Source organism: Glycomyces buryatensis (genome assembly GCF_004912275.1).
Classification (GTDB): domain Bacteria; phylum Actinomycetota; class Actinomycetes; order Mycobacteriales; family Micromonosporaceae; genus Glycomyces; species Glycomyces buryatensis.
Window position 1 is genome coordinate 205,472 of record NZ_STGY01000083.1, and the last position, 25,451, is coordinate 230,922.

General features: G+C 68.5%; 25 protein-coding genes. 8 read left to right on the top strand and 17 right to left on the bottom strand.

Annotated features, from left to right (window positions below; all coding sequences use genetic code 11):
• Nucleotides 1–12: 12 nt before the first annotated feature.
• Nucleotides 13–195: a hypothetical protein gene (locus FAB82_RS25785; protein ID WP_136537433.1), complete on the bottom strand. Its 183-nt coding sequence runs from the start codon at nt 193–195 to the stop codon at nt 13–15.
• A 124-nt stretch (nt 196–319) separates the two neighbouring features.
• Between FAB82_RS25785 and FAB82_RS25790 the strand changes: the two genes are divergently transcribed.
• Nucleotides 320–628: an acylphosphatase gene (locus FAB82_RS25790; protein ID WP_136537434.1), complete on the top strand. Its 309-nt coding sequence runs from the start codon at nt 320–322 to the stop codon at nt 626–628.
• 19 nt (nt 629–647) lie between these two features.
• On the opposite strand, the gene FAB82_RS25795 is transcribed toward FAB82_RS25790, so the two are convergent.
• From FAB82_RS25795 to FAB82_RS25805, 3 genes are all read right to left on the bottom strand, one after another.
• Nucleotides 648–1,133, bottom strand: a complete 486-nt coding sequence (locus FAB82_RS25795) for a cupin domain-containing protein (RefSeq protein ID WP_136537435.1) — start codon at nt 1,131–1,133, stop codon at nt 648–650.
• Between the two features lie 87 nt (nt 1,134–1,220).
• Entirely contained in the window at nt 1,221–1,691 is a 471-nt protein-coding gene (locus FAB82_RS25800; protein WP_136537436.1) for a DoxX family protein, read from the bottom strand.
• A gap of 108 nt (nt 1,692–1,799) precedes the next feature.
• Nucleotides 1,800–3,749: a hypothetical protein gene (locus FAB82_RS25805; protein WP_136537437.1), complete on the bottom strand. Its 1,950-nt coding sequence runs from the start codon at nt 3,747–3,749 to the stop codon at nt 1,800–1,802.
• Between the two features lie 301 nt (nt 3,750–4,050).
• Between FAB82_RS25805 and FAB82_RS25810 the strand changes: the two genes are divergently transcribed.
• The 4 genes from FAB82_RS25810 (at nt 4,051) to FAB82_RS25825 (ending at nt 8,769) form a co-directional block, all read left to right on the top strand.
• Nucleotides 4,051–5,115: an aliphatic sulfonate ABC transporter substrate-binding protein gene (locus FAB82_RS25810; protein ID WP_136537438.1), complete on the top strand. Its 1,065-nt coding sequence runs from the start codon at nt 4,051–4,053 to the stop codon at nt 5,113–5,115.
• Nucleotides 5,112–5,894, top strand: a complete 783-nt coding sequence (locus FAB82_RS25815; protein ID WP_136537439.1) for an ABC transporter ATP-binding protein — start codon at nt 5,112–5,114, stop codon at nt 5,892–5,894. The genes FAB82_RS25810 and FAB82_RS25815 overlap by 4 nt, the downstream gene beginning before the upstream one ends.
• A complete protein-coding gene (locus FAB82_RS25820; protein WP_136537440.1) occupies nt 5,887–6,813 on the top strand; it encodes an ABC transporter permease in 927 nt (308 codons plus the stop codon). Before FAB82_RS25815 ends, FAB82_RS25820 begins: the two co-directional genes overlap by 8 nt.
• A gap of 168 nt (nt 6,814–6,981) precedes the next feature.
• Nucleotides 6,982–8,769, top strand: a complete 1,788-nt coding sequence (locus tag FAB82_RS25825; RefSeq protein WP_168801774.1) for an ABC transporter substrate-binding protein — start codon at nt 6,982–6,984, stop codon at nt 8,767–8,769.
• A gap of 168 nt (nt 8,770–8,937) precedes the next feature.
• On the opposite strand, the gene FAB82_RS25830 is transcribed toward FAB82_RS25825, so the two are convergent.
• The 7 genes from FAB82_RS25830 to kdpF all read right to left on the bottom strand — a co-directional run bounded on the left by FAB82_RS25830 (nt 8,938) and on the right by kdpF (nt 18,077).
• A complete protein-coding gene (locus FAB82_RS25830; RefSeq protein ID WP_168801775.1) occupies nt 8,938–9,801 on the bottom strand; it encodes a DUF1963 domain-containing protein in 864 nt (287 codons plus the stop codon).
• 85 nt (nt 9,802–9,886) lie between these two features.
• On the bottom strand, nt 9,887–10,567 hold the full coding sequence (locus tag FAB82_RS25835) for a response regulator (protein WP_136537443.1): 681 nt from the start codon (nt 10,565–10,567) through the stop codon (nt 9,887–9,889).
• Nucleotides 10,564–13,137, bottom strand: a complete 2,574-nt coding sequence (locus tag FAB82_RS25840; protein ID WP_136537582.1) for a sensor histidine kinase — start codon at nt 13,135–13,137, stop codon at nt 10,564–10,566. Before FAB82_RS25840 ends, FAB82_RS25835 begins: the two co-directional genes overlap by 4 nt.
• A 50-nt stretch (nt 13,138–13,187) precedes the next feature.
• Nucleotides 13,188–14,102 (bottom strand): potassium-transporting ATPase subunit C, encoded by a 915-nt coding sequence (locus FAB82_RS25845; RefSeq protein WP_136537444.1) that lies wholly within the window; start codon nt 14,100–14,102, stop codon nt 13,188–13,190.
• Nucleotides 14,102–16,240, bottom strand: a complete 2,139-nt coding sequence (gene kdpB / locus FAB82_RS25850) for a potassium-transporting ATPase subunit KdpB (RefSeq protein WP_136537445.1) — start codon at nt 16,238–16,240, stop codon at nt 14,102–14,104. The genes FAB82_RS25845 and kdpB overlap by 1 nt, the downstream gene beginning before the upstream one ends.
• Before the next feature lie 12 nt (nt 16,241–16,252).
• On the bottom strand, nt 16,253–17,938 hold the full coding sequence (gene kdpA / locus FAB82_RS25855) for a potassium-transporting ATPase subunit KdpA (protein WP_136537446.1): 1,686 nt from the start codon (nt 17,936–17,938) through the stop codon (nt 16,253–16,255).
• A gap of 49 nt (nt 17,939–17,987) precedes the next feature.
• A complete protein-coding gene (kdpF, locus tag FAB82_RS25860; RefSeq protein WP_136537447.1) occupies nt 17,988–18,077 on the bottom strand; it encodes a K(+)-transporting ATPase subunit F in 90 nt (29 codons plus the stop codon).
• Between the two features lie 377 nt (nt 18,078–18,454).
• On the opposite strand from kdpF, the gene FAB82_RS25865 reads away from it, so the two are divergent.
• Together FAB82_RS25865 and FAB82_RS25870 are read left to right on the top strand one after the other, a co-directional pair.
• A complete protein-coding gene (locus tag FAB82_RS25865) occupies nt 18,455–18,955 on the top strand; it encodes a DUF1269 domain-containing protein (protein WP_136537448.1) in 501 nt (166 codons plus the stop codon).
• Between the two features lie 114 nt (nt 18,956–19,069).
• Nucleotides 19,070–20,242: a PP2C family protein-serine/threonine phosphatase gene (locus FAB82_RS25870; protein WP_136537449.1), complete on the top strand. Its 1,173-nt coding sequence runs from the start codon at nt 19,070–19,072 to the stop codon at nt 20,240–20,242.
• Between the two features lie 36 nt (nt 20,243–20,278).
• Here the strand turns inward: FAB82_RS25870 and FAB82_RS27330 are convergent, their stop codons facing one another.
• From FAB82_RS27330 to FAB82_RS25880, 4 genes are all read right to left on the bottom strand, one after another.
• A complete protein-coding gene (locus tag FAB82_RS27330; protein WP_168801776.1) occupies nt 20,279–20,722 on the bottom strand; it encodes a class I SAM-dependent methyltransferase in 444 nt (147 codons plus the stop codon).
• A 290-nt stretch (nt 20,723–21,012) separates the two neighbouring features.
• Complete coding sequence (locus FAB82_RS27335) at nt 21,013–21,174, bottom strand: hypothetical protein (RefSeq protein ID WP_168801777.1); 162 nt, start codon at nt 21,172–21,174, stop codon at nt 21,013–21,015.
• Nucleotides 21,175–21,201: 27 nt separating this feature from the next.
• Complete coding sequence (locus FAB82_RS27340) at nt 21,202–21,381, bottom strand: hypothetical protein (protein WP_168801778.1); 180 nt, start codon at nt 21,379–21,381, stop codon at nt 21,202–21,204.
• 457 nt (nt 21,382–21,838) lie between these two features.
• Nucleotides 21,839–22,150 (bottom strand): IPT/TIG domain-containing protein, encoded by a 312-nt coding sequence (locus FAB82_RS25880; protein ID WP_136537451.1) that lies wholly within the window; start codon nt 22,148–22,150, stop codon nt 21,839–21,841.
• 787 nt (nt 22,151–22,937) lie between these two features.
• On the opposite strand from FAB82_RS25880, the gene FAB82_RS25885 reads away from it, so the two are divergent.
• On the top strand, nt 22,938–23,771 hold the full coding sequence (locus FAB82_RS25885) for a hypothetical protein (protein ID WP_136537452.1): 834 nt from the start codon (nt 22,938–22,940) through the stop codon (nt 23,769–23,771).
• 140 nt (nt 23,772–23,911) lie between these two features.
• On the opposite strand, the gene FAB82_RS25890 is transcribed toward FAB82_RS25885, so the two are convergent.
• Together FAB82_RS25890 and FAB82_RS25895 are read right to left on the bottom strand one after the other, a co-directional pair.
• Nucleotides 23,912–24,199 (bottom strand): hypothetical protein, encoded by a 288-nt coding sequence (locus tag FAB82_RS25890; protein WP_136537453.1) that lies wholly within the window; start codon nt 24,197–24,199, stop codon nt 23,912–23,914.
• Between the two features lie 167 nt (nt 24,200–24,366).
• Entirely contained in the window at nt 24,367–25,164 is a 798-nt protein-coding gene (locus FAB82_RS25895) for an alpha/beta fold hydrolase (RefSeq protein WP_136537454.1), read from the bottom strand.
• Nucleotides 25,165–25,451: the final 287 nt, after the last annotated feature.

Consider the following 25,451-nt stretch of genomic DNA (forward strand, 5'->3'; position numbering starts at 1 on the left):
CGCCCTCAACGGTCAGTCGCCTTCTTCGCCGCGGGGCCTGGCCATGACGATCACGGCCACGACCGTGCCGGCCAGCAGGATCACCGCGACGTAGATCGGTTCGACCGATAGCAGCGCGCCGATTGCCGAGGCCAGGAATGGCGCCGCCATTGCCACCAGCACGACCAGCGCGATCCACCGTGCGTATCGCCGCATTCCCTGCATTCGGTCCCCTTCCCGATTCCGTTCCCGAGCTTACCCATACGACCCTGAAGGACACCTGAAGTCCGATCGCGCCGCATTGTCGCCGCAGGGCGGTCGCGTCCGCTATGTTCGCCGGATGGAGCGAGCATCGAGCGATCTGGGCCCGGGGCCACCGGTCCGGCGGCGAGTGGTCGTCCACGGCCGGGTGCAGGGCGTGTTCTTCCGTCAGGAGTGCCGGAACCGGGCCGAGTCGCACCACGTGAACGGCTGGGTCCGCAATCGACCGGACGGCACCGTGGAGGCCGTCTTCGAGGGCCCGGCCGCCTCGGTGGAGGCGATGGTCGATTGGACCCGCGGCGGGCCGCCGCTCGCCGAGGTGGTGCGGGTCGAGGTGACCGAGGAGGAACCCGAAGGCATGCCGCACTTCAGCGTCCGCCACCGGTGACGGCCGCCCGGCGGCGTCCTCAGTCGACCCAGTACGTGTCGTGGTACTCGAAGAACGCGCGGCGCTCTTCCTCGCTCAGGTCGCCGAGCGTCGCCAGGCCTTCGAAATAGCCCTCGCGCGGCGCGCCGGGCGCGAACAGGAGCAGCATCGAGGCCGGTTCGCCCGACTCGTTGCGGAAACCGTGGATGCCGCCCTCGGGCACGAACAGGAAATCGCCCTGCTTGGCGTCGACCCACTTGGTGCCGTTAAAGAGGCTCACCGTGCCGGAGAGAATGTAGAACGACTCCGAAATGGTCTTGTGGAAGTGCGGGTCGGGACCGGAGCGGTTGGCGCTCATGTTCCATTGGTAAAGCCCGAACTGCCCGCCCGTGGAGGCGCCGGTGGCCAGGTAGTCGGCCGAGCCGTTCACCTTCGCGAACACCAGGTTCGCCGCCTCGTCCGCCGCGCGGAAGACAGTGTTGATCTCGCCGGTGTCGCCGTGGTACTTCGGTTCTGGATAGGACACGGGGCCTCCTGACATCGGTGCGGATGATCGGTCCTCATAATACGGATCGGCGCGCCCGGAAGCCGGGCGCGCCGATCGAATTCGAGGTCATCGGCGGTGAAGCAACGCCAGCAGCCGGCCCGTCTCGGCCCGGCGGGCCCACGCGATCGCGACGAAGAGTGCGCACAGGACGGCGGTCGGGGTGAGCATGGCCAGGGGCGCGTCCATCACGACGAGGTTGGTGTAGCTCGCGCACACCATGACCAGGGCCAGACCCCCGGCGGCGAGACTGGACAGTCGCGGGATCACCAGTCCGATCGCGCCGGCGAGTTCGACGGCGCCGGTCAGGATCCGGAACCACGGGGCGGCGCCCATCGCTTCGAACCCGGCGACGGCGGCCTCGGCACCGGCCAGCTTGGGGACGGCGGCCCACACGAAGAAGGCCGAGAGGAGGACCTGGAAGGCCCAGAGCGTGATGTTCCAGCCGCGGCGCGGAGTCCGGGCGACGGCATTGACGGTGGCGGTGGTGGTGGGGTTGCCGATGACGGTGAACGTGGCGTTGGCGGTCTGCGCGGTCATGATGATCGTCCTTTTGGAGAGGTGCTGGTTTGCGTACACCCCTAGGTCGATCGGGCCGACCGCGTTTCGACACCTCGGCAGAAGTTTTCTGGAAAAACTTCTGCCGGCTCAGTTCGTACGCGTATTGGGCAGGTGATCCCCCAGGTAGCCGATCCAGACCCGGCCCGTCGTCCCGCCCGCGTCGTCCAGAAAATGCATCCTCGGGGCCGGCGAACCGACCTGCTGGAGCTTGATGTGGGAAGGCATGTAGATCCGGCCCGACGGATCGATCGACTCCGGCACCCGGAACGTGCGCGCGTCGCGGAACTTCGACCGGCCGCTGACCGTCTCCGATTCCTTCATGGACACCATGGTCGGCGTGATCGCCGGTTTCCCCGGCAGCGGACGGCAGCACCAGTCATAGAACCCGCCGGTGAAGCGCCCCTCCGCGCGGGCGGCCGCGTAGGCGTCGAGGGCGCGCAGGGCGTCCCAAGTCTTCGCGGTCCAGCGCCGCCGCAACCGGGGATGGGTGACATCGAGCTTGGCGACCTCGGCGTCCAGCGTCTCGGGAAGTTCGAGGTGCTCGAGCCTCGCGCGAGCACGCAGCACCACCTCCATGAGGCTGTCAGCCTCCCACACCTCTCCTGGCTGCTCGACCCCGTAGACGGGATCGGCGTGCTCGGCCAGGCGCGCCTCCAGCCACCGAATGCGTTCGACCCCACGGCGTTCGGCATCGAGTATCAGCTTGTACTCGGCTTCGAGCTGGTCGTACTCGCGCCGCAGCCGGTCGAGTTCACGCTTGTGGTGATCGCCGCGGCTGCGCCTGTCGCGCAGCACATTCGTCTCATCTATGGCACCGACCAGCGCCTCCATCTGCGTCGACAACCCCCGGACGAGCCGCGCGGTCTCCGTGTCACCGGATCCGATATCGAGCGCATTGAGGATGCCGTCCTCGAGTTTCCCGGTGACCAGGTCGCTGACTCGGTCCGCGATTCGATCGGCCTCGCGACTTGGAATCTCCGAAGACGCGGACGTCCCGGCCGGTTCCGGCAGGTCTATCTGGGTCGATTCGGCCGCTTCGGCCTTCCTCGGTTTCGGCACCGGCGATTCATTGTCTGCGGCGGAGACCGGCGGGCCCGATTCGGCGACGCTGACCCTCGGTTCGGCGCTCATCGGCGCCGGCGCCTTCGGATTGCGGGCCCGGATGAGCTCGGCCGGGTTGGGCGGGGCGGCGTGAAGCTGGTCGGGCGCGAGTTCTCCGGCGAGGACCCGGTCGATGCGGGCGTCGGCCTGGCGTACGTCGGTCGGCAGCGGTCGGTGGACCGCGAAGTCGATGACGCCGTCGAAGACCACCTCCAGTGCCCGGGCCCCCTGGTCGCGCAGGGCCTTGCCGCCGCGAGGCTGGTGGCGCATCGGGTAACGCTCCTCGCCGGGTCGCAGCCCGGGCAGGTAAGTGCGCAGCCCGCCGCCGAACACGGTCAGGTCCGCGCCGAGGCGCCGGTTGAGCAGGTCTTGGGCGGAGACGTCATAGAGGCGGGCCACCACCGCGATGCCGGCGAGGCGCTCGGCCAGCAGGTCCGCGTGGCCGGCGACGATCTCGGCGTCGGAGCGGTCGACGGTGAGGACGATGACCGGGACATTGCGGCGCGGGTTCACGAGCCAGTTCAGCAGCTGGTCGACCTCGTCGCGTCCGATGAGGTGGGCGGCGGCCTCGAGTGGAATGGCCCCGTCGGTGGCGCGCCCGGACTCCAGGAAGCGCGGGAGGAGCGCGGGTGCGCGGACCGGTTCCGCGTCCTCGGAGAGCTCGCCTTCGATGGTGAAGGCGACCCATCCGCCGCCGCGGGCGTCCTTGGCCCAGGTAGCGGTGGTGCGCAGCCGTCCCGGCCCGGTGGGGAGGTCTACGCGATAGCGCCCGCAACTCTCGGAATCGGCCAGCGCGATCCGGGTCCGACCGCGGGAGAGTTCGACGTGTGTCGATCCGTCGTCGTCGAACGGGACCCATTCGGCGAAGCGCCCGCGCAGTCTCGACCCGAGTCGGTCGCCTCCGTCGCGGAGGACTGCCTGGTAGTACAGCGTCACGGTGCCTCCCCATGTGCATGCTGAGGGCACATGCTAGTCCAGCGGGGCTCGTGAGTCGTCCCCCAATTCTAATAGGGACAGTGGAAGAGTCGTGGTCCGACCGCCGGTAGGTCGTCGGCGGGGTGCTGCGGCGTTCGGCGTACTCGTCCACCGCTGAACGCACTCTGACGGGGCCGCTCGAGTCCCGCGACCCACCGCACATTCCGCTCAGTGAGATGAAGGTTGTTCGCTCAGGTCGGGCAATCCTAGAATTCCTACTAGATTGATCAAATATATCGGATAACTAGAAGATCGAGGCCCAATGAACACTGTCAGACGACGCAGCGTCCTCGCTGCCGCAGGCACCGCCCTCACCGCAGCCCCGGTGCTGGCCGCCTGCGGTTCGGACGACGCCTCGGGCGGCGAGGGCGCAGGCGGCGTCATCCGGCTCGGATACTTCGGCAACATCACCCACGCCCCCGCCCTCGTCGGGCTCCAGGCCGGCGTCTTCGAGGACGCCCTGCCCTCGGAGGTGACGATCGAGACCGAGGTCTTCAACGCCGGCCCCTCGGCGATCGAGGCGCTGTTCTCCGGCGCCATCGACATCTCCTACATCGGACCCAACCCGGCCATCAACGGCTGGGCCCAGTCCGGCGGCCAGGCCCTCCACATCGTCGCCGGATCGACCTCCGGCGGCGCCGGACTGGTGGTCGGCGAAGGCATCACCTCCGCCCGAGACCTGGAGGGGAAGTCCGTCGCCACCCCGCAGCTGGGCAACACCCAGGACGTGGCGGCCCGCTACTGGCTGCGGGAACAGGGATACGAGACCGACGAGAACGGCGGCGGCGACGTCTCCGTCGTCCCCATCGACAACTCCGAGGTCGCCGCGGCCTTCGACGGCGGCACCGTGCAGGCCGCCTGGGCCGTCGAGCCGCGCTACTCCGAACTCGTCCTCGACCATGGCGCCCACATCTTCCAGGACGAGCGGGAGCTGTGGGAGGGCGGCGAGTTCGTCACCGTCCACATCATCGTCGCCACCGAATTCCTGGAGAACAACCCGGAACTGGTGAAGGCCTTCATCACCGGGCACCTCGCCGCGATCGACTACATCACCGACTCCCCCGAGGAGGCCCAGACCGCCGTCAACGATCACCTCGAAGCGCTCTCGGGCAACCGGCTCACGGACGAGGTCGTCGCCTCCGCCTTCACCACCCTCAGCTTCACCGCCGACCCGATCGCCGCCTCCCTCAAGGGAAGCGCCGACCACGCCACCGAGGTCGGCCTCCTCGACGAGGTCGACCTCACCGGCATCTACCGCCTCGACCTCCTCAACGAGGCCCTCACCGAACGCGGCGACGCCGCAGTCTCGGCAGGTGACCTCGCATGAGCCTCACCCGGCAAGCGACGCCGGCGGCGACGGCCCGGGGCGCGGCCGTGGCACTCCACGATGTCGTCAAACGCTACGGCCGCGGCCCCGGCGCCGTCACCGCCCTCGACGGCGTCTCCCTGAACGTCGAGCCCGGCCGGTTCACCTGCCTGCTCGGCGCCTCCGGCTGCGGCAAGAGCACTCTGCTCTCCCTCGTCGCCGGACTCGACGAACTCACCGCCGGCTCCATCGACCACGTCGACCGGCCCGTCGCGATGATGTTCCAGGAATCGGCGCTGTTCCCCTGGCTCACCGTCTCCGGCAACGTCGAGATCGCCATGCAGGTGAAGGGCGTCGGTCGGGCGGAACGACGCCGGCGCGCGCGGGAACTCCTCGAGGTCGTTCGGCTCTCGGGCTTCGCCGACAAGCGCCCGCACGAGCTCTCCGGCGGGATGCGCCAGCGGGTCGCCCTGGCGCGGGCGCTCGCGCAGGACGCCTCGGTGCTGCTCATGGACGAGCCGTTCGGCGCGCTCGACGCGATGACCCGCGACCTGCTCCACGATGAGCTGGAACGGATCTGGCGCGAGCGGAACCTGACGGTCCTGTTCGTCACCCACAACGTCCGCGAAGCGGTGCGCCTCGGCGACCAGGTGGTGCTGCTCAGTTCACGTCCTGGCCGGGTGCTCGAGACCTTCGATGTCGGCATCGAGCGGCCGCGGCGGATCGACTCCGCCCCGGTGGCCGAGCTGGCCGCCGAGATCACCGATGCCCTGCGAGCGGAGGTCTCCCGCCATGCCTAGTAAACAGGAGGCACTGCAACCGGACGCGCTGGAACCGGACACATTGGAATCGGAACCGCAGGACCGGTCGGCCGAGTGGGTCTCCGGGCTCGATGAGCTGGATCGGGTTCCGGTCACCGAGACGCGTCTGGGCCGCGTCGGGGCCGGGCTGTGGGCGGCGACGTGGCCGAAGGTCCTCGCCCTGGCACTGGTGATCGCCGCCTGGCAGGTCATCTTCGAACTGGAGCTCAAACCCGCGTGGACGCTGCCTGCGCCGCTGACGGTCTGGGAGGACCTGTCGTCGTTCGTGGTCACGGCCGAATTCTGGACGGCCATCCGGATCACCATGTGGCGGGCGCTGACGACCTTCGCGCTGGCGCTGGCGGTCGGGACGGTCCTGGGGATCGCGGTGGCGCGGTTCAAGCCGCTGCGGGCGGCGATCGGCTCCCTCATCACCGGGCTGCAGACGATGCCCTCGATCATGTGGTTCCCCTTGGCGATCCTGCTGTTCCAGATCTCGGAGTCGGCGATCGCGTTCGTGGTGGTCCTGGGCGCGGTGCCCTCGATCGCCAACGGCCTGATCTCGGGGATCGACTACGTGCCGAAGGAATGGCGCCGGGTGGGCGCGATTCTGGGAATGCGGGGCCTGACCCTGTACCGGCACGTGATCCTGCCGGCGACGCTGCCGTCGTACGTTTCGGGTCTCAAGCAGGGCTGGGCGTTCGCTTGGCGCTCCCTCATGGCCGGTGAACTGCTGGTGATCGTGGCGGGGCAGGGCTCGATCGGCGCGCTCATGCAGGGCGCCCGCGAGTTCAACAATGCGCCGCGGGTCCTGACTTGGATCATCGTGGTCCTGCTCATCGGCATCGCCGTGGACGCGATCTTCAGGACCGCCGACAGCCGCATCAAGCGGAAATGGGGCCTGGCCGAGGTCCGCTAGCGCTTCCCCGCCGGGCGCCACGGGGGCCCGGCGGGGGCTGCCCAGTGCGGGGCGATCGCGGCCGCGGGCCGCGATGGTGTCGACAAAGTACTCGCCGTCCGATTACGCTCAGTACCGTTCATGCATATACCCCTTCAAACCGCTCCGATCCACCCGGAAAGGACACCCATGCCCCACCTTTCAACCCTCAACGGCGGCAATAAATCCCGAGCACGCCTACTGGCCGCGATAGGCGCCGCCCTCCTCCTCGCGGTGGGCGCCTGCACCGATTCGGGCGGCGATGCCGCCACCGGCTCCGGGTTCGAGGACTGCGAATCCGAGCCCACGACCTGCAACTCCGGTCCCCGCCGGGACGGCGGCGACCTGGTGTGGGCCGTCGGCGGCGCCTGGGAGGCCTGGGGACAGGCCGACGTCTACGGCTCCAGCCTGGCGACCTCGATCATCAATCAGCCCCTGCGCCCGACGGTCTTCACCTATGACCAGAACGGCGAGATCCACTACAACGACGGCATCTACTCCGAAGGGCCCGAACTGCTCTCGGAGGAGCCGCTCCAGGTCGCCTACCATCTCAAACCGGAAGCGACCTGGGGAGACGGGACGCCGATCGGCATCGACGACTTTCTGTGGCACTGGAAGGCCACTTCCGGCGACGAGGCGCAGTGCGCCGAATGCGCGCCCGCCAGCGACTACTACGGCTCGAACGTCGCGAGCATCGAGGAGGGTGGGGAGAACACCGTCGTCGTGACCTATAAGGACGGTTTCCTCGACGGCGAGTGGTTCGCCATGCAGGTGATCACGCACCCGGCCCATATCGCCGAGGCCCGCGGGTACCCGGACTGGCGGACCGACCCGCAGCAGATGGCGGACTCGATCGCGGACTTCTCCCAGAACCCGCCGCTGGACTACAGCGCCGGGCCGTTCAAGATGGTCGACGCGAAGCTCGGCGAGTGGGCCGAGTACGAGCCCAATCCCGAATGGACGGGATCGCAGCAGACCACGCTGGACTCGTTGACGCTGCGGTACATCGAAGGCGCCGAGGCGATGGTGACCGAGTTGCGGCAGGGCACCATCGACGGCGCCGCGCCCTCCAGTTTCGATCCCGAGCTGCTCGATCAGCTCGCGGGCGAGGAGGGCGTGCGCTACAACGTCGCGCCCCAGTCGGGTTGGTCGCACATCGACGCGAATATCAAGAACGAGTTCCTGTCCGACGAGGCCCTGCGCCTGGCGGTCTTCACCGCGATCAATGCCGACGAGGTGAACCAGCGGGCCTACGGTGCCGCATACGAGGACATCGAGACCATGAAGAGCGTGCCGTTCCGGCCCGAGTCGCCTTACTACACCGACCAGATCGGGGATTCCGGGCTCGGCTCGGGCGACACCGACGCGGCGCGCGCCATCCTGGAGGACGCCGGTTACACGTGGGAGGACGACGTGCTGCACACCGCCGAGGGCAAAGCGGTGACACTGACCTACCGCGCCGGCCTGGACGGCAATTCGTTCGCCCCGATCATTCTCGACCAGGTCATCGCGACCCTGGAGGGCATCGGCATCGCGGTGGAGAGCGATCCCGTCCCGGCCGGGGGTCTGAATACAGTCCTCACCGAGGGCGACTTCGACCTGGTCCAGTTCGACTACATCGAGACGCCGCTGTTCACATCCGCGGCGGCCGACTACTGGGGCGAGGGCAACTACCTGGGCTACCAGAACGACGAGGTCGACGCGATCGTGGACGAACTGGCGACCACCCTCGACCTGGACCGGGCGGCCGAGCTGACCAATGAGGCCGCGACGATCGCCCTGGGCGACGCCGTGCAACTGCCGCTCGCCTGGGCACCGGCCCTGATCATGGTCAGCGACGACGTCGTGAACGTCCGCGACAACTGGGCGACCACCATGCGCGCCTTCTCCAACGTCGGCGAATGGGGCTTCCGAGACGAGGAGGCCGCCGAGGAATGAGACGGCGATCGCCTCGGATCTGGCCGCGCGAGGATCGTGCGCGGGCATGATCTCGGCGTCGACCGGGAAGGCCGTTACTCCGACCGGCTAGCGCCAGAACGCAACGGGGAAGCCGCCTTCGGGACTCGAACGAGACCTGAAGGCGGCTTGCCGCGTCCGCGGGAAACCTCAGGTGCACTGTTCCTGGAGGATCGACCGGTCGAACCGGCGGGCGGTCAGGTCCTCGGCGGTGATGAACCAGTAGGCATGCGTGTAATCACCGCACCAGAGCTTCGTGTCAGCGAATGGGAAGAATTGCAACAGCAACCGCCAGCGCGCCATTTCAGCCGTCACCGCGGCCTCGCCGCGGTCCTCCCCCTCGAACACGCCATATTGGACCAGCTCTTCGAGGGTGTCGTTCTGGAGTGAGAAGTGGTGACCGCCCAGGTGGGTCCCGGCATTTCCCCAGAGTTCTAGGTCGATATTGAAATCGTCGCCTTCGAGCACCGCCAGTACATCGGTGTCGGAGTCACCGTAGCGCTCGAACCAGGCATGTGCGGGCATCCAGGGCCCGCTCAGGGCGATCCGGGCCGTCAGTGGTTCGGCCTCGGCCACGCAGTGCAGCCGCGCCGGATGCGGGCGGGGACTCACGGGAGTGCCTTCGGGCAGGTAGACGACCCGGTGCGAGTTGTGGTCAACGCCGTCGGTGTAGCCGATGGGGGTCGCCGAACTTTCCCAGAGCTGGCCGTCGGCCAGGAAGAACAGCAGCTTTCCCGACTCGGGCAGGTCCAGGTCCAGGTCGAGGCGTGGCAGGGCCGCGCAGTCGATCGTCGCCCACAGCGTCAGCGGACCGTATTCCTCCCATTCGGGCCAGGCCATCTCCTCGGGAAGGAATGCCTCGCCGCCGAGATATCCTACTGTGGAGTCGCCGTCGGCTGCGTGCTCGAGATAGACGGCCGGTTCGAGCAGTTGCCGCCAGCGTTCGTGCGCGGACTTGGGCAGGTGGGCCTCGCCGATTTCGATCAGCCTGTCGCGCTTGGTCTCAGAGTTCATGGCGTCCATTCAATCGCACCCCTGCGACAATCCCGTCAGGGGCGACTGCGCTCACCTTCAGACCTCCGGCCTACTGCGCTCACCTTCAGACCTCCGGCCTGAAGCGGTACCCCATGCCCGGCTCGGTCAGCAGATGGACCGGCCGCGACGGGTCCGCTTCGAGTTTGCGGCGGAGCTGGGCCATGTACTGGCGCAAGTAGTTCGTCTCGCGGTCGTACGACGGGCCCCACACGCGGTGAAGCAGCTCGCGCTGACTCACCAGCTTGCCCGGGTTGCGCAGCAGGATCTCCAGCAGCTGCCACTCGGTCGGCGTCAGCCGCACCTGCTCCCCCGCCCGCCGCACCTGGCGCGCGGCCAGGTCGATGACCGCGTCACCGAGTTCGGTGATCGGCTTCTCGGGCTCGCCGCCGCCGCGCCGGGCCACCGCGCGCACCCGCGCCAGCAGCTCGCCGATGTCGAACGGCTTGGTCACGTAGTCGTCGGCCCCGGCGTCCAGCGCCGCGATCTTGTCCGTGCTCGCCGCCCGGCCCGACAGCACCAGGATCGGCGCCTTCGTCCAACCGCGCAGGCCCGCGATGACCTCGGTGCCGTCCATGTCCGGCAGGCCCAGATCGAGCACGATCAGGTCCGGGAGCACCGCCGCGGCCTGCCGCAGCGCCTGCGCCCCGTCGATCGCCGTGCTGACCTCGTAGCCGTGCGCGGCGAGATTGATTCGCAAGGCCCGCAGGATCTGCGGCTCGTCGTCGACCACCAGCACCTTGATCATTCGTCCCCGCCTTCCACGGACTCGCGCTCGACTCGATCTGCCGGGGCCGGTCGCTGCGGCAACGTCAGCACCATCGTCAATCCGCCGCCCGGCGTCGCCTCCGGGACCAGGGAGCCGCCCATCGCCTCCGCCAGGCCCCGTGACAGCGCCAGCCCCAATCCGACGCCGGTCGTATTGTCCCGGTCGCCGAGCCGCTGGAACGGCGTGAACATGAGCTCCTGATCCTCCTCGGGCACGCCCGGGCCGTGGTCCGAAATGCGCAGTTGCACCAGTTCGCGGTGGGCGCTCGCGCCCACCTGCGGGGCCCGGCCCTCCGGGCTGAACCGCAGCGCGTTGCCGATGACGTTTACCAGGATTCGTTGCAGCAGACCGGGATCGGCCATCACCTCGGGCAGGTCGGCCGAGACCCGCACCGCGACGTCGGCGGCCGCCTCGCCCAGCTCGTCCAGGGCCGGCGGCACCGCCTCGTCCAGCGCGATCGGCACCGGGCTGGCACCCAGCACTCCCGCCTGAAGGCGGCTCATGTCGAGCAGGTTGTCCACCAGGCCCGACAGCCGCGCCAGCGACGCCTCCGCCGCCTCCAGCAGCTCGTCCCGCTCGTCCGCAGTGAAGAGATCCCCGGTGGACTTGAGGCTGCTCACCGACACCCGCGCCGACGCCAGCGGCGTGCGCAGATCGTGCGAGACGGCCGCCAGCAGCGCCGTCCGCAGCTTGTCCGTGTCGGTCAACCGCTGCACCGCTTCGGCCTGCCGCTCCAACCGCTCCTGCTCCAGCGCCGCGGCCGCGTGCATCGCGAACGCCTGCGCGATCCGCCGGTCCGGCGCCTCCAGGGTGTGCCCGCGCAGCGCCAGCGCCAGGTCGTCATTGATCGGAATGTCGTTCTCGGCCACGCCCGGGCTCTGGCACGGCGCGCCCGCGCAGGCCAGGGCCCGCCACGACTTGGCGTCGTGCCGCTCGGTCGGGCCCGCGCCCGGTTCGACTCGCTCCAGCAGCGTCACCGAGTCCAGCGAGAACGTCACCCGCAGCTGTTCGAGCAGGTCGGACACGCGATGGTGGGAGCGCAGCACGTTCCCGGCGAGGGTCGCGAGGGTCTGGGCTTCGGCGCTTGCTCGCGCGGCCAGCCGGGCGCGGGCCGCCGAGAGGTTGACGACGCTCGCGCCGCCGATTGCCAGGGCCACGAAGATGACCAGAGAGACGATGTGCTCCTGGTCGGTCATCTTGAACGTGTAGTAGGGGACGGTGAAGAAGAAGTTCAGCAGGAAGAACCCGGTGAGCGCGGCCAAGAGGGCGGGCCACATGCCGCCGGTGAGGGTCAGGCCCATGACGGCGGTGAGGACGATGAGGATCATCGTGGTCAGCGACAGGTCCTCGCGCAGCGGCACCAGTGCGGTGACGAGGGCGGGGATGCCCAGCAGCGCCAAGGTGATTCCGGTCCAGCGGCGGCCGGATCCGATGAGGCCGCGGCCGGCCCGGACCCGGCGGGCGCTCGCGACCTTCTCGTGGGTGACGAGGTGGACGTCGATCGGCCCGGATTTGGCGGTGGTGGTGACGCCGACACCGCGCGAGAGCACCTGGGCGAAGCGGCCGCGGCGGGAGGCGCCGAGGACGAGTTGGGTGGCGTTGGCGCCGCGCGCGAATTCGAGCAGCGTCTCGGGGATGGAGTCGCCGACGACCTGGTGGTAGGAGCCGCCGAGGTCTTCGACGAGGCCCTGTTGGCGGGCCAGGTTGCGGGCGTGGCGGGCGCTGGTGAGGCCGTCGCCCGAGGCGATGTAGACGGCCTTGAGGTCGGCGCCGCCGCTTCTGGCGGCGATGCGGGCGGCGCGGCGGACGAGGGTGTCGCCCTCGGCGCCGCCGGAGAGGGCGACGACCACGCGTTCCCTGGATTCCCAGGTGGCCTTGATGTCCTCGGCGGCGCGGTACTTCTCCAGTTGGTCTTCGACCTTGTCGGCCAGCCACAGCAGCGCGATCTCGCGCAGCGCGGTGAGGTTGCCGACGCGGAAGTAGTTGGCGAGCGCGGCGTCGATCTTCTCGGGCGGGTACACGTTGCCGTGGACCATGCGGCGGCGCAGCGCCTCGGGGGTGATGTCGGCCAGTTCGATCTGGTCGGCGCGGCGGACGACCTCGTCGGGGACGGTCTCGCGCTGGGGTACGCCGGTGATGGCGGCGACGACGTCGTTGAGGGATTCGAGGTGCTGGATATTGACCGTCGAGATGACGTCGATGCCGGCGTCGAGGAGTTCGTCGATGTCCTGCCAGCGCTTGTCGTTGCGCGAGCCGGGAATGTTGGAGTGGGCGAGTTCGTCCACGAGGGCGATGCGGGGGGCGCGGGCGAGGACGGCGTCGACGTCGAACTCTTCGAACTCGGTGTCGCGGTAGGCGAGGGTTCGCCTGGGGGTGGTCTCGAGGTCCTTGATGAGCGCGGCGGTCTGGGGCCGGCCGTGGGTTTCCACGAAGCCGATGACGACGTCGGTGCCGCGTTCGGCGCGGCGGTGGGCCTCCTCGAGTGCTGTGAAGGTCTTGCCCACGCCGGGGGCGGCCCCGAGGTAGATCCGAAGTTGGCCACGTGTCACAGCCATTAAGAATCCTCCGTCTTTCTCGGGGCCGCCAGTCGGTCGTGCGCTCAGGTGAGCGGGAACTCTTCGTCGAGGGCCAGGTTGAGTTCGAGGACGTTCACGGCGGGTTCGCCCATGAAGCCCAGGAAGCGGCCGTCGGTGTGGTCGTCGATGAGGTCCAGGACGGTGCCGGAGTCGGTGCCGCGTTCGGCCGCGATGCGCCCGGCTTGGAGCTCGGCGTATTCGGGGCTGATGTGCGGGTCGAGGCCGGAGGCGGAGGCGGTGACGGCGTCGGCCGGGACGGCCGGGTCGCCGCCCGCGTCGCCCGCGATGGGCGTGACGATGGCGGCCGAGTGGTCCTCGCCGTATTCGGCGCACTCGACCTCGGTGCCCTCGTAGACGGCGAGGAACGGGGACTCGACGGTGCCGCACTGCTCGTTGAGGCTGACGACGCGGGTGACGTCGCCGCCGGTGCCTTGGGAGTAGTAGACGCCGAGGACGGCGCCGACGGCGCTCTCACCTGAGGGTGTGCAGTAGGGGCGCGAGCCGTCCACGCCTTCGCGGGCGCCGATGGTGAACGAGCGCTCGCACACCTGCGTGAGCAGGCTCTGCGCGGCGTTCTCGTCGCCGTCCCAGCCCAGGGCGGGGTCCGGCTGTGCGTCCACGACGTCTTCGGGGCCGAGGTTCGACGCCGAGGTGGTGAGGGGGTCGTAGCCGTCGCCGGCCGCGGAGGGCCGCGATTGGAAGTAGGACAGGACGGCGTCGCCTTCGTCGTCGGTGAAGGACTGGCCGAGGAGCGAGGAGCCGATGACGTAGCCGTCCTCGTCGTAGACCAGGGAGCCGTCGGCTTTGTCCGAGAGGCCGGGGAGCTGGGCGACGGCGAGGATCGCCAGCGGGTAGAGGATGCCGGTGATGACGGTCAGCGCCAGCAGGGCGCGGAAGGCGGCCAGGTGCTGGGTGATCCAGCGGGGGAGACGTTGCATTAGGCGATCCCGGGAATGAGCGCGACCAGTAGGTCGATGAGTTTGATGCCGATGAACGGCGTGATGATGCCGCCGAGGCCGTAGACCAGGAGGTTCCGTCGCAGCAGCGACGAGGCCGATCCGGGCTTGTACGCGACGCCCTTGAGCGCCAGCGGGACCAGGGCGATGATGATGATCGCGTTGAAGACGACCGCCGAGATGATCGCCGACTCGGGGCTGGCGAGGCGCATGACGTTGAGCGCGTCGAGTCCCGGGTACACGGCCGCGAAGATCGCGGGAATGATCGCGAAGTATTTGGCGATGTCGTTGGCGATGGAGAAGGTCGTCAGGGCGCCGCGGGTCATCAGCAGCTGCTTGCCGATGGCGACGATCTCGATGAGCTTGGTCGGGTCGGAGTCGAGGTCGACCATGTTGCCGGCCTCTTTGGCCGCGGAGGTGCCGGTGTTCATGGCGACGCCGACGTCGGCCGCCGCGAGCGCGGGCGCGTCGTTGGTGCCGTCGCCGGTCATGGCGACCATGCGGCCGGCGTCTTGTTCGGACTTGATCCGCTCCAGCTTGTCCTCGGGTGTGGCCTCGGCGAGGAAGTCGTCGACGCCGGCCTCCCCCGCGATGGCCGCGGCGGTGCGCGGGTTGTCGCCGGTGACCATGACGGTGCTGATGCCCATGGCGCGCAGTCGTTCGAAGCGTTCGGCCATGCCCTCCTTGACGACGTCCTTGAGGTAGATGACGCCCAGGACCTCGGCGGGCGAGCCTTCGCGGTGCTCGGCCACGACCAGCGGCGTGCCGCCCTCGCGCGAGACCTGGTCGACCAGGTCGTCCACGCGCGGGTTCGGGGAGCCGTCGTGTCTCTTGACCCATTCGATGACCGAGCCGGCGGCGCCCTTGCGGATGCGGTGCGGGACTTCGGTTTCGGCGAGGTCGACGCCGCTCATGCGGGTCTGGGCGGTGAACTCGACCCAGTCGGCGTGCGAAAGTTCGCCCGTGTGCCTTTCACGCAGGCCGTAGCCCTCCTTCGCGTAGACGACGATCGAGCGGCCCTCGGGGGTCTCGTCGGCGAGGCTGGACAGCTGCGCGGCGTCGGCCAGGCGCTGTCCGGCGACGCCGGGGACCGGTAGGAACGAGGAGGCGCGGCGGTTGCCGTAGGTGATCGTGCCGGTCTTGTCGAGCAGCAGCACGTTGACGTCGCCCGCGGCCTCGACGGCGCGGCCGGACATGGCCAGCACATTGCGCTGGACGAGCCGGTCCATGCCGGCGATGCCGATGGCCGACAGCAGGGCCCCGATGGTGGTGGGGATCAGGCAGACCAGCAGCGAGACCATGACGATGCCGGTGACGCCGTCGCCGTCGAGGACGGCGGTGTCCGGCGCGGCGGCCATGTACTCCTTGGAGTAGATCGCGACCGGCTGCATGGTGACCACGGCCAGCAGGAAGATGATCGTCATCGCCGACAGCAGGATGTTGAGCGCGATCTCGTTGGGGGTCTTGCGCCGTTCGGAGCCTTCGACGAGCGCGATCATGCGGTCGAGGAAGGACTTGCCCGGTTCGGCGGTGATCTCCACGACGACCCAGTCCGACAGGACTTTGGTGCCGCCCATGACGGCGCAGCGGTCGCCGCCGGATTCGCGGATGACCGGCGCGGATTCGCCGGTGATCGCGGACTCGTCCACGCTGGCGATGCCGGTGACGACGTCGCCGTCACCGGGGATGATCTGCCCGGCCTTGACAAGCACCAGGTCGCCGCGTTTCAAGTCGGGGGCAGCCACTTCGAGCACGTCGACGTCGAGCGAGGCGATGTCCGTGTTCTGCGTCTTCAGTTTGTATGCGGGCGTGTCGGTCTTGGCCTTGCGCAGGCTGTCGGCCTGGGCCTTGCCGCGGCCCTCGGCGATCGCCTCCGCCGCGTTGGCGAACAGGACGGTCAGCCACAGCCACACCGTGATCAGCCACGCGAACACGCTGGGATCGACGATGGCGAGCAGCGTGGTGAACACCGCGCCGATCTCGACGATGAACATGACCGGGTTGCGCCACATCAGGCGCGGGTCGAGTTTGCGGAGCGCCTCGGGCGCGGATTTGATCCACTGTGCTGGATCCAGGAGGCCGTTGCGGGTCTTCGGCGCCACAGTTGCCAGGTTCGACATTTGCGGACCTCTCTATTGCAGTCCCTCGGCCAGGGGGCCGAGAGCCAGGACGGGCAGGAAGGTCAGCGCGACGAGAATGACGGTCACGCCGACGACCATGCCGACGAATAGCGGTTGGTGGGTGGGGAACGTCCCGCCCGAAGCCGGGGTGGGCCTCTGCCTGGCGAGCGATCCGGCCAGGGCGAGCGCCAGGATGATCGGCAGGAACCGGCCGAAGAGCATGCACAGTCCCAGCGCGGTGTTGAACCACGGCGTGTCGGCGCCGAATCCGGCGAAGGCCGAACCGTTGTTGTTCGAGGCCGAGGTGAAGGCGTACATCATCTCCGAGAGCCCGTGCTGCCCCGAGTTCGCCATCGACTCCAGATTGGAGGGGACGGCGATCGACGCGGCGAGGCCGATCAGCAGCAGCGCCGGGGTGACCAGGAAGTACATTCCCGCGAGCTTGATCTCGCGGGCGCCGATCTTCTTGCCCAGGTACTCGGGGGTGCGCCCGACCATGAGGCCCGCGATGAACACGGTGATGACGGCGAGCACGAGCATCCCGTAGAGCCCCGCGCCGACGCCGCCGGGGGCGACCTCGCCGAGCATCATGTTCAGGATGAGCATCCCGCCGCCGAACGCGGTGTAGGAGTCGTGGAACGAGTCGACCGAGCCGGTCGAGGTCAGGGTCGTGCCGGCCGCGAACAGCGCCGAGTCGGGGACGCCGAAGCGCACGTCGCGTCCCTCCATGGCGGCGGTGACGGCCTGCGGGACGGTGCCGTCCGCGAACGACTCGAAGCCGACGACCAGTCCGGCAGAGACGATCGCGATGACACCCATGGCGGCGGCGATCGCCAGGCCCTGGCGCTTGTCGCCGACCATGCGCCCGAAGGTGCGCGGCAGCGAGAACGGGATGGCCAGGAACAGGTAGATAATGATGAAGTTCGTCCACGACGTCGGATTCTCGAACGGATGCGCGGCGTTGACGTTGTAGTAGCCGCCGCCGTTCGTGCCGAGGTCCTTGATGGCCTCCTGGCTGGCGACCAGGCCACCGGTGATGATCTGGGTGTCGCCCGTGGCCGTGGTGGCCGTGGTGAAGTCGCTCAGGTTCTGGACCGCGCCGCCGGCGATCAGGACGATCGCACAGGCCGCGCTGATCGGGATCAGCACCCACAACACGATGCGGGTCAGGTCGACCCAGAAGTTCCCGAGCTTGTCGGTCAACTTGCGGGCGAACCCTCTGACCAGGACGATGGCGACGGCGATGCCGACGGCCGCGGACACGAAGTTCTGCACCGCCAGACAGGCGGCCTGCACCGCGATGCCCATCGTGGCCTCACCGGAGTAGGCCTGCCAGTTCGTGTTCGTGGTGAAGCTGACCGCGGTGTTCCATGCCAGCGGTGCGGGGACGCCCTCGAGGCCGTTGCTGTACGGCAGCAGCGACTGGAGCCGCAGGAAACCGTAGAGGAACACGACGCTCACGGCCGAGAACGCCAGCACGCTGCGGGCGTAGCCGCCCCACCGCTGCTCGGTGTCGCGTTTGACGCCGACGAGCCGATAGATGCCGCGCTCGATGGTGTTCTGAAAGCAGGGCCGGTCGTGCTCGCGGGTGACCGTGCGGTAGATGTAGTCGCCGAGGGGGCGGTAGGTGGCGGCGAGGGCCGCGATCATCGCGACGATGAAGATGACTCCGGCCGCGCTGGTGCTCGTCTCGGCCATCAGCGTTTATTCCGGTTCGGGGTGCGGGTGGGGCGACGGGTGCGGGCCATCAGAAGCGCTCCGGCTTCAGCAGCGCGAAGACGAGGTAGACGCCGACGGCGATGGCGAGGATGCCGCCGATGAGGTTGGCTGCGCTCACAGCTTCTCCGCCGCCTTGACGACAAGGCCCAAGGCGATGAATCCAATCACCGTCAGCGCCAGATAGGCAAGATCGGGCATTGCTTCCTTCTTCTCAATGGACTTCGGGGGGCGCGGCGTATTCCCGCGTCACCGTTCGAGGAGGTGTCCCGACCGGCGAAACCGAGTGAACGCCGCCGCGCGGCCGCCGCCCACAGGTCTGACGCCTTCAATACGAGGGCCGCGCGGATCTTGACGCGCTCTTGACGGGTCGGGTCCCGCATCGTGACCCACTGAACGGTGCACTCGTCCCAATGCCGGGACACGCCTGTTTTGCGGTGTTAAAACCGACTTGTGCGCCGCCGACTCCGGCGGCCGACGCAGAGGGGGAAGGTCCGCATGAGCAAACTGATCGCCGTGGCGTATCCGGACGTGGCAACCGCCGATACGGTGCTGTCCAAGCTCGCCGACATGCAGAAACGCGAACTGATCCGGCTCGACGACGCGGTCGTGGTCGAGCACCGCGAGAACGGCAAGATCAAACTCCACCAGTCGAACTCGCTCGTCGGCGTCAGCACGGCGGGCGGGGCGCTGTGGGGCGGCCTGATCGGGCTGCTGTTCTTCGCCCCGCTGCTGGGCATGGCCGTCGGCGCGGCGGCCGGTGCCACCGGTGGGGCCATGACCGATGTGGGCGTGGACGACTCGTTCATGAAGAACCTCGGCCGGGAACTCGAACCGGGCGCGGCCGCGCTCGTTCTCCTGGTCCGCTCCGCCACCGAGGACAAGGTCCTCGGCGAGCTCGGAGGCCAGTACCAGGGCCGGATCATCCAGACCTCGCTCTCCAGCGAGGAGGAGCAGCACCTGCGCGACCTGGTCGAGGCCGCGCGGCAGACCGGCTGACGGCACACCGTGGCGGGACCGGATACCCAGATCCGGCCCCGCCACGTCGCACGTCCCCCTCCCCGAATCCCCATTCGCGCCCCGTGCCCGCTTAGCGCGCTTACGCTCGCTCTCGTGAAGGCGACCGGGCGCACCGAGGGCGACATGCAGGGCTACCTCAGGTCCTACGTGCTGCCCGAAACCCCGTGGCACCGCATCGCCGCCGGGCACCCCACCACCGTGCTGTGGCTGCGGCTGCTGCCGCTCATCCTCCTCGCCGTCACCGTGCCGATCGCCTTCGTCACCCCGGTCATGATCCCGTACGCCAACTACGCGCTGGTTCTGTTGCCCGCGTTCACCGCCCTGGTCAACGGCCCCGTCGCCACCACCGCCGCCACGCTCTTCGTCATCGCGCTCGTCAGCGCCGGATCGGGAGCCCTGGGACTCCTCCCCTACCCGCAGAGCGCCTGGACCGACCTCCCGCCGATCGCGTTCGTCGGCCTCCTGTGCGCCGCACTCGCCTGGATCAGGAACCGGATCGTGATGCGGCTGCTGGAAATGACGCTCGTGGCCGAGACCGTCCAGGGCGCCATCCTCCCCGAACTCCCCGAGCACGTCGGCGGGCTGCGGGTCGCCGTCGCCTACCGCACCCACGAGGGCAGTCCCGGCCTCGTCGGCGGCGACTTCTACGAAGTGCAGGACACCGACCAGGGCATCCGGGCGGTCGTCGGCGACGTCCAGGGCCACGGCCTCACCACGGTCCACCTCACCGAGGCGCTCCTGGGAACCTTCCGGGAACGCGCCCTCGACGACCCCGACCTGGAAACCCTCGCCGCCCACATGGAACGGCGCGTCCGTCTCCACAACCGAGGCCGCGACGACTGGGAGCAGTCGTTCGCGACCGCCGCGCTCATCGAGATCACCCCCGGGCACGACACCGTCCGCATCGTCCTGTGCGGACACCCCGCCCCGCTGCTCGTGCGCGACAGCGCCACTCCGCTCAACGTCCGGCCCATGCCGCCGCTCGGCCTGGCCGACTTCGGACTCCAGCGCACCGAGGTCCGCGAGGCAACGCTCATGCCCGGCGACCTCATCGTCGCCTTCAGCGACGGGCTGATCGAGGGCCGCAATGCCGACGGGCAGACGTTCCCGCTGATCTCCATGCTCAACGCCCACATCGCCTCCGGGATCAGCGACCCGGACCGGCTGCACCACAAGCTCAAGGCCGACTTCCAGGGCGGCGGCTACGTCCGCACCGACGACCTCACCGTCCTCATCGTGCAGGTCCCCCGGCCGGGCCGTCGGTAGCGCCGCCTAGGTCTCTTAGTGGGCGGTACCCGCCGATCAGGCGGTCTTCCCGTACGGGAAGAACGACGCCAGTCCCTCGGAAAGCGGCGCTTCGGTCCGGATGAGCTCCCATTCGGGGAACCGCTTCGCGACGTCCGCGGTGAACTCGCGTCGGCGCACGTGTCGGGCCGTCAGGCTCCCCGGGAAGTTCGTGGAGTAGGTGAGCACGAACCGATCAGCGCTGCCGAAAAGCTTCGACAGGTAGGCGTCGTAGTCGGTGTCGACTGGGAAGTGGAAGAGCACGTCCATGCTCAAGGCGAGATCCCGGCCTTCCGAACGGTCGATACCGTCCGCCAGTTCGAAGCGATAGCAAGGCTGCGCCGCAAACCGCTCGCGCATGCGCCGCACAATGGTCTCGGAGACGTCGACGCCCAGGTACGAGGCGCCGTGCAGGTCGATCTTCTCGAGGACCTGACCGTCTCCGCAGCCCCAGTCGATCACACTGGCAATCTGCCGCTCCTTGATGAGGTCGCTGACATACTGCGCCTTGTGGGCGCCCTGTTCGCCGCGCGATCCCTCGTCTGAGTCCTTGCGCCCCGGTAACGCCGCTCCCAGTAAACGGTTGGGGTGTAGCCCAGCCGCTCTCGGAGGCGGTCCGATCGCACGCTGCGCGTCAGCCGCTCCGTCAGCGCCCGGTCCGAGAAATTGTCGGCGAGGTAGGACCAGGCCGACGACTGCTGCGACGCATACCGGTCCGGATCGGACATCAGCGCCTCCGCGATGGACGCGACCTAGTCGGGCTCGCAGTAGACCGCGGCGGGCCCGAACGTGGACCGGAACCGCGGGTCCATGATGACCTGCACGCCCGCGGCAATGGTGCCGAAGTGGTGGGAGGTCCAACCGGGCGGTATCGCCCCGAGGATGCGTTCGATCGCCTCGTGGCCTCCCAGCATGTGAACCTCCAGGTCCGCGGCGGTGGGTTAGGCGGCGCGGAGCCGCTTGGCCATGTTCGGGAACTTCGTGATGTGGTCGCGGCTGTGCCGCCCGATCCGGAGCGGATCGTCCTCCCGCCGGAGCCTTCGGTGTTTGGGCGTCCACTCGGCGATTTCGATGGTCTCGTACCAGAAGTCGTCTGCCAGTTCGATTCCGGCGAGCTCCACACCACATGGGCCCCCTCGCGGGGCCCATGTGTTCGTCTGTGACCGCTTGTGAATGGCCGTGACCGTTCTCAGGCCGGTACGACCGCTGGCTATCGCGGTGTGGACGTTCGACTCCGATTGTGCGTTCACCTGGCGGATTTCGGCCCTGTGCGCGCGGACGCGCCGGGGGCTTCTTCGTAAACGGCCGAGCCGGTCTCGGTCTTCGGGGAGCTCGCGCCCGAACGGCTCCTGGCATGCGCGCGGGCCCAGACCGAGGACGAGCAGGCCTTCAGCGATCCGTTCTATGAGCACGCCCGCGAAGGGGCGATCGAACGCTACGAGCAGTTCCTGGCCGCCTATTGTCACACTGGTACTCGGGTGATTCGCAAAAGCCCGCCCTTGAATTACGCAAAGAGCACGTGAAGGTGCCGCCTAGCTTCGGTTGAAACTAGGCGGCAGCGGCCGTTTGCGTTCGCGGTCAGGAACGGACGGTGAACTTAAGCCTGTTGCTCTCCCCGGCGCCGTTGGACACCAGGATCTGCCCGCCACCGGCGGGCAGGCCCTGCGGGACCCGCACCTTCACCTGGTGGTCCTCGCCGCGGTGGACGATCTCGCCGCGGCGAGAGTCATGCCCGATTTGGAAGGTGCACTTGTCCACCGATGCCAGGTGGTTGCCCCTGATGGTGATGGTGTCGCCCTCCCTGCCGGACTCAGGCGACGCCTGATTGATGTCGGGCGCCTGGTAGGCGACATCTTCGTTGGGTCCGGGTCGCTGCTGTGCCTGTGTCATCTTGTTCCCCCGTAATCGATGACCGACTCTGGATGATCCGAGAGTCGCTCACATCAGAGTCTGCGGGAGGAGGAAGCCGGCGCGGCAAAACCGTGAAACTCGAACTGTCAGAAATGCGACACAACCATCCCATGCCCGCCCACCTGCGCTAGCCGATCCCCGTCCTCGGTCATGCCGCCGAGGACTCAATCGCCCGGAACCCTTGGCGAGCCAGTGCCGGGTCTCTACAAGCTCCGTCAGGTCCAGATCATGAGTTTTCCTTAGAGCGATACGGTCGCCAGTGAGCTGCTGGTCCCCAAGGTCCCCTGCGCTTGTGGCCGCTCCTTACTGTCCATTATGGATCATTAAACCAAGAGCCGTTGGAGTGGACAACAAGGGTCGACGAGGGCTCTTGACAGAGCGCATCATCTGGCCCCGAACTGGGCAGGCGCTTCTTGAACAGGGATGCCAAATGGGTTTTGTCGGCTTCACACGCGAGGGTCCACTGGTTCGATCCCAGTATCGACCACTTGTGGACCCCTGTGTCCGTTTGTGACCGGCTGTGTAGGGCTGTGATCGGCCAGTGGGGTCGATGTTCGAGCCGGCGTTTGTTCCGGACGTGACCTGTTCGGTGGACTGTCCCCGTGGCTCGCGGCCGGTATCGTCAAGGCATGGTGACGGCCCCCTTCGCCCACTCCTTGCCCGATCACCGCGATGCTATGCGCGCGGGGACGATCCGTTGCCGAATCTGCAAGCTCGGGCTTGCCGGACCCGTAGCGGTCGGCTGCGCGGTAGCGGTGGTGGGGCCGTGATCGAGTTCGGTGCGCTCGCCGGATCGGCGGCGAAGTCCCTTGTCCAGCAGTTGGCCCGTGGCGTGGTCGCGGGTCGCGGTCGGCAGCGGTTGCGGGCCGGCAAAGATTCCTCGGATCTGCAGAAGGCCCTGGTCGCGATCGATAAGGACGGTGTCGATGATGCCGCTCAAGAGCTGTTCACCGATCCCGAGGAGCAGGAGAGCTTCCGCCGCGGGTTGATCGATCAGGACCGGGGAGCGTGGCCGCTGGTAAACGGCACCTATCCGGGAGATCTGGTCGCCGTGGCCTGCGGGTGGGTGGCGCCGCTGCTGGCCGCAGTCGACGAAGGCGGCCGTGTTCCGGCCGTCCGATCCGATCATCCGTGGGTAGAGGCGGTATCGGTAGCGATCATGGGGCGGTTGCAGCATTGGGCGTTGCGCGGCGACAGCGCCGTCACGCCCATGTGGCAGGCGTTCCTGACCGAGACCGAAGCGGCAGAGGTCTTCGACCCGGGCAAGGTCCCGCCGCGGCTGGAAGAACTGCATCGGGAGTCGCTGTTCGACATCCTGCAGTTCAAGCACCGTTCGGTGCAATTCGTGACCGAAGGGCTCCATGATCGCGAAGCGGCGGCAACGATCACCTGGGTCCGGGATGGTGAGGGGGAACCGGGGATAGCGGTCGGGGTGATCACCGGTTGGGCCGGGACCGGCAAGTCGCGGTTGGCCGCTGAAGCCTGCGACCGCCTGGTCGATGCGGCGCCGGAGTGGCAGGCCGGGTTCGCAGACTACGCAGCGCTACCCGCAGTGGCAGTGCCGCAGCGGCCGATGCTGCTGGTGTGCGGCTACCCCTAAAAGGCCACCAACAAATGCCACCGAAATTCGGACTCGGCGCCGAAGGTGGCCGGGCGGCGGATCGCGCCGACGTGGTCGCACAGGTACTCCCACACCTCGTGGGTGCTCTCATCGGCGCCGGATACCAGCTCCTTTCGGTCTCAACTCCCCGTCCTGAGCTGGAAGACCCTCCGCGTCTTGGAGCTGGCGCCCCGCTTGCGTTCGAACTTCGGGAGCGATTCAAGCAGGCCCTCCGCGTCGAAGGCGGAGGTGCCGATCGAGGTCGCGGTGTGTTGCTGCGAGCTGCCGGCGTTCGATTCGGTGTCGACGCTCGGTGTGCCGTGTAAACCCGACCCGCCTTCAGCGCCATCGATGATCTCCTGCGCCGTCTCAACAGCTTGGGCAAGAATCGACTTCACCCCGTCGACCTGGCCGGCTAGCCCGCTCATGTGTCGCGCGTCAGTCTTGAACCCGAGTGCCCCAGTCTCGCTCACCAACGTGAAGTGGCCGACCCTCGAGCGGACTCGCCAAGCTCGCCAACGACTGAGCCGCGTCGGCACGGCCCCGCTGTCGGAACGCCGGGAACGGGGCGTTCGGCCGTCCAGGCCGCGAACGCCTATCCGGCGGCGAGGACCTTTCGCAGCACCGGCGCGAACGCCTCCGGCTGCTCGGCGAACCCGGCGTGCCCGCCGGGGAAGCCGACCGGCTCGACACCGAGCAGGTCGGCCAGCGCAGTCGAGGTCGGGAAGGTGGTCAGGCCGTGCGAGTGCTCGCCGATGCCGACGACGATTCTCGCCTTCCGAAGCGCCTCGATGTCCGGCTCGTACCGCACCGTGTGCAGCAGCTCGTGCGCGAAGAACCGGGAGCCGTTGGCGATGTCCTGCTCCGAGGGCTCCTGCTGCGGGGGCGGAGCGTCGTCCTCGCCGAAGCCGGCGTCGGCCATGAACCGCCCGAACGCCGCGCCCAGTCCGTCGCGGTGGAAGATCTCGACGTTCTCCCGGGTCGAGGCCAGCCGGTCCTCCGCGTCCGGCAGCAGCGTCAGCAGCGGCGGCTCGTGCGCGACGACCGTGCCCACCCGGTCCGGGTGCCGGGTCGCCAGCGCGAGCGCGGTGACCGCGCCGCCGCTGGAGCCGAGGACGTCGGCCCTGTCCGCTTCGAGGTCGTCGAGGACGGCCGCGACGTCGTCGGCGCGCAGGTCCGGTGTCGAGTCCTGCTCGGGATCGTTCAGGCGGCTGTTCGAGATGCCGCGTGGGTCGTGGGTCACGACCCTGTACCGGTCGGACAGGAGCTCGGCGATGGGCGCGAAAGCGGCGGCCTCCATCGGGGACCCGAGCGCGAGCAGCACGGGGCCTGAGCCGCGGACCTCGTAATAGAGCTCGGCGTCGCGGACGGCGAGCGTCTTGGCGGTAGTCATGAGATGTTGCACCTTTCTGGTCGTCCTCTCTAAGGGCAGACGACGCGGCCGTCTCGGATTCATCGGTGCGCCGGATACGGACTTCGAAACCTACAGCGCTCGAGCCTTGGGGTTACCATTGCCAACTCGGTTCCCTGCCGCTTAGCCTGGTCGAATCCCGCGGAGGCAGGGCGGCGAGCGGAGGCGCTGGCGGCCGCCGAGCGGGCGGTGGCGATGCGCGAGGAATTGGCCGAGGGCAACCGCGCCGCTTACCTGCCCCACCTGGCGCGGTCGGTGTGGATGACTGC

Excerpts from the sequence above, each read along its gene's own strand:
- FAB82_RS25785 (WP_136537433.1), bottom strand. The coding sequence starts at position 195 with ATGCGGCGATACGCACGGTGGATCGCGCTGGTCGTGCTGGTGGCAATG.
- FAB82_RS25790 (WP_136537434.1), top strand. The coding sequence starts at position 320 with ATGGAGCGAGCATCGAGCGATCTGGGCCCGGGGCCACCGGTCCGGCGG.
- FAB82_RS25800 (WP_136537436.1), bottom strand. The coding sequence starts at position 1,691 with ATGACCGCGCAGACCGCCAACGCCACGTTCACCGTCATCGGCAACCCC.
- FAB82_RS25810 (WP_136537438.1), top strand. The coding sequence starts at position 4,051 with ATGAACACTGTCAGACGACGCAGCGTCCTCGCTGCCGCAGGCACCGCC.
- FAB82_RS25815 (WP_136537439.1), top strand. The coding sequence starts at position 5,112 with ATGAGCCTCACCCGGCAAGCGACGCCGGCGGCGACGGCCCGGGGCGCG.
- FAB82_RS25820 (WP_136537440.1), top strand. The coding sequence starts at position 5,887 with ATGCCTAGTAAACAGGAGGCACTGCAACCGGACGCGCTGGAACCGGAC.
- FAB82_RS25825 (WP_168801774.1), top strand. The coding sequence starts at position 6,982 with ATGCCCCACCTTTCAACCCTCAACGGCGGCAATAAATCCCGAGCACGC.
- FAB82_RS25830 (WP_168801775.1), bottom strand. The coding sequence starts at position 9,801 with ATGAACTCTGAGACCAAGCGCGACAGGCTGATCGAAATCGGCGAGGCC.
- FAB82_RS25835 (WP_136537443.1), bottom strand. The coding sequence starts at position 10,567 with ATGATCAAGGTGCTGGTGGTCGACGACGAGCCGCAGATCCTGCGGGCC.
- FAB82_RS25845 (WP_136537444.1), bottom strand. The coding sequence starts at position 14,102 with ATGCAACGTCTCCCCCGCTGGATCACCCAGCACCTGGCCGCCTTCCGC.
- kdpB (WP_136537445.1), bottom strand. The coding sequence starts at position 16,240 with ATGTCGAACCTGGCAACTGTGGCGCCGAAGACCCGCAACGGCCTCCTG.
- kdpA (WP_136537446.1), bottom strand. The coding sequence starts at position 17,938 with ATGGCCGAGACGAGCACCAGCGCGGCCGGAGTCATCTTCATCGTCGCG.
- FAB82_RS25865 (WP_136537448.1), top strand. The coding sequence starts at position 18,455 with ATGAGCAAACTGATCGCCGTGGCGTATCCGGACGTGGCAACCGCCGAT.
- FAB82_RS27335 (WP_168801777.1), bottom strand. The coding sequence starts at position 21,174 with ATGCTGGGAGGCCACGAGGCGATCGAACGCATCCTCGGGGCGATACCG.
- FAB82_RS25880 (WP_136537451.1), bottom strand. The coding sequence starts at position 22,150 with ATGACACAGGCACAGCAGCGACCCGGACCCAACGAAGATGTCGCCTAC.
- FAB82_RS25890 (WP_136537453.1), bottom strand. The coding sequence starts at position 24,199 with ATGAGCGGGCTAGCCGGCCAGGTCGACGGGGTGAAGTCGATTCTTGCC.
- FAB82_RS25895 (WP_136537454.1), bottom strand. The coding sequence starts at position 25,164 with ATGACTACCGCCAAGACGCTCGCCGTCCGCGACGCCGAGCTCTATTAC.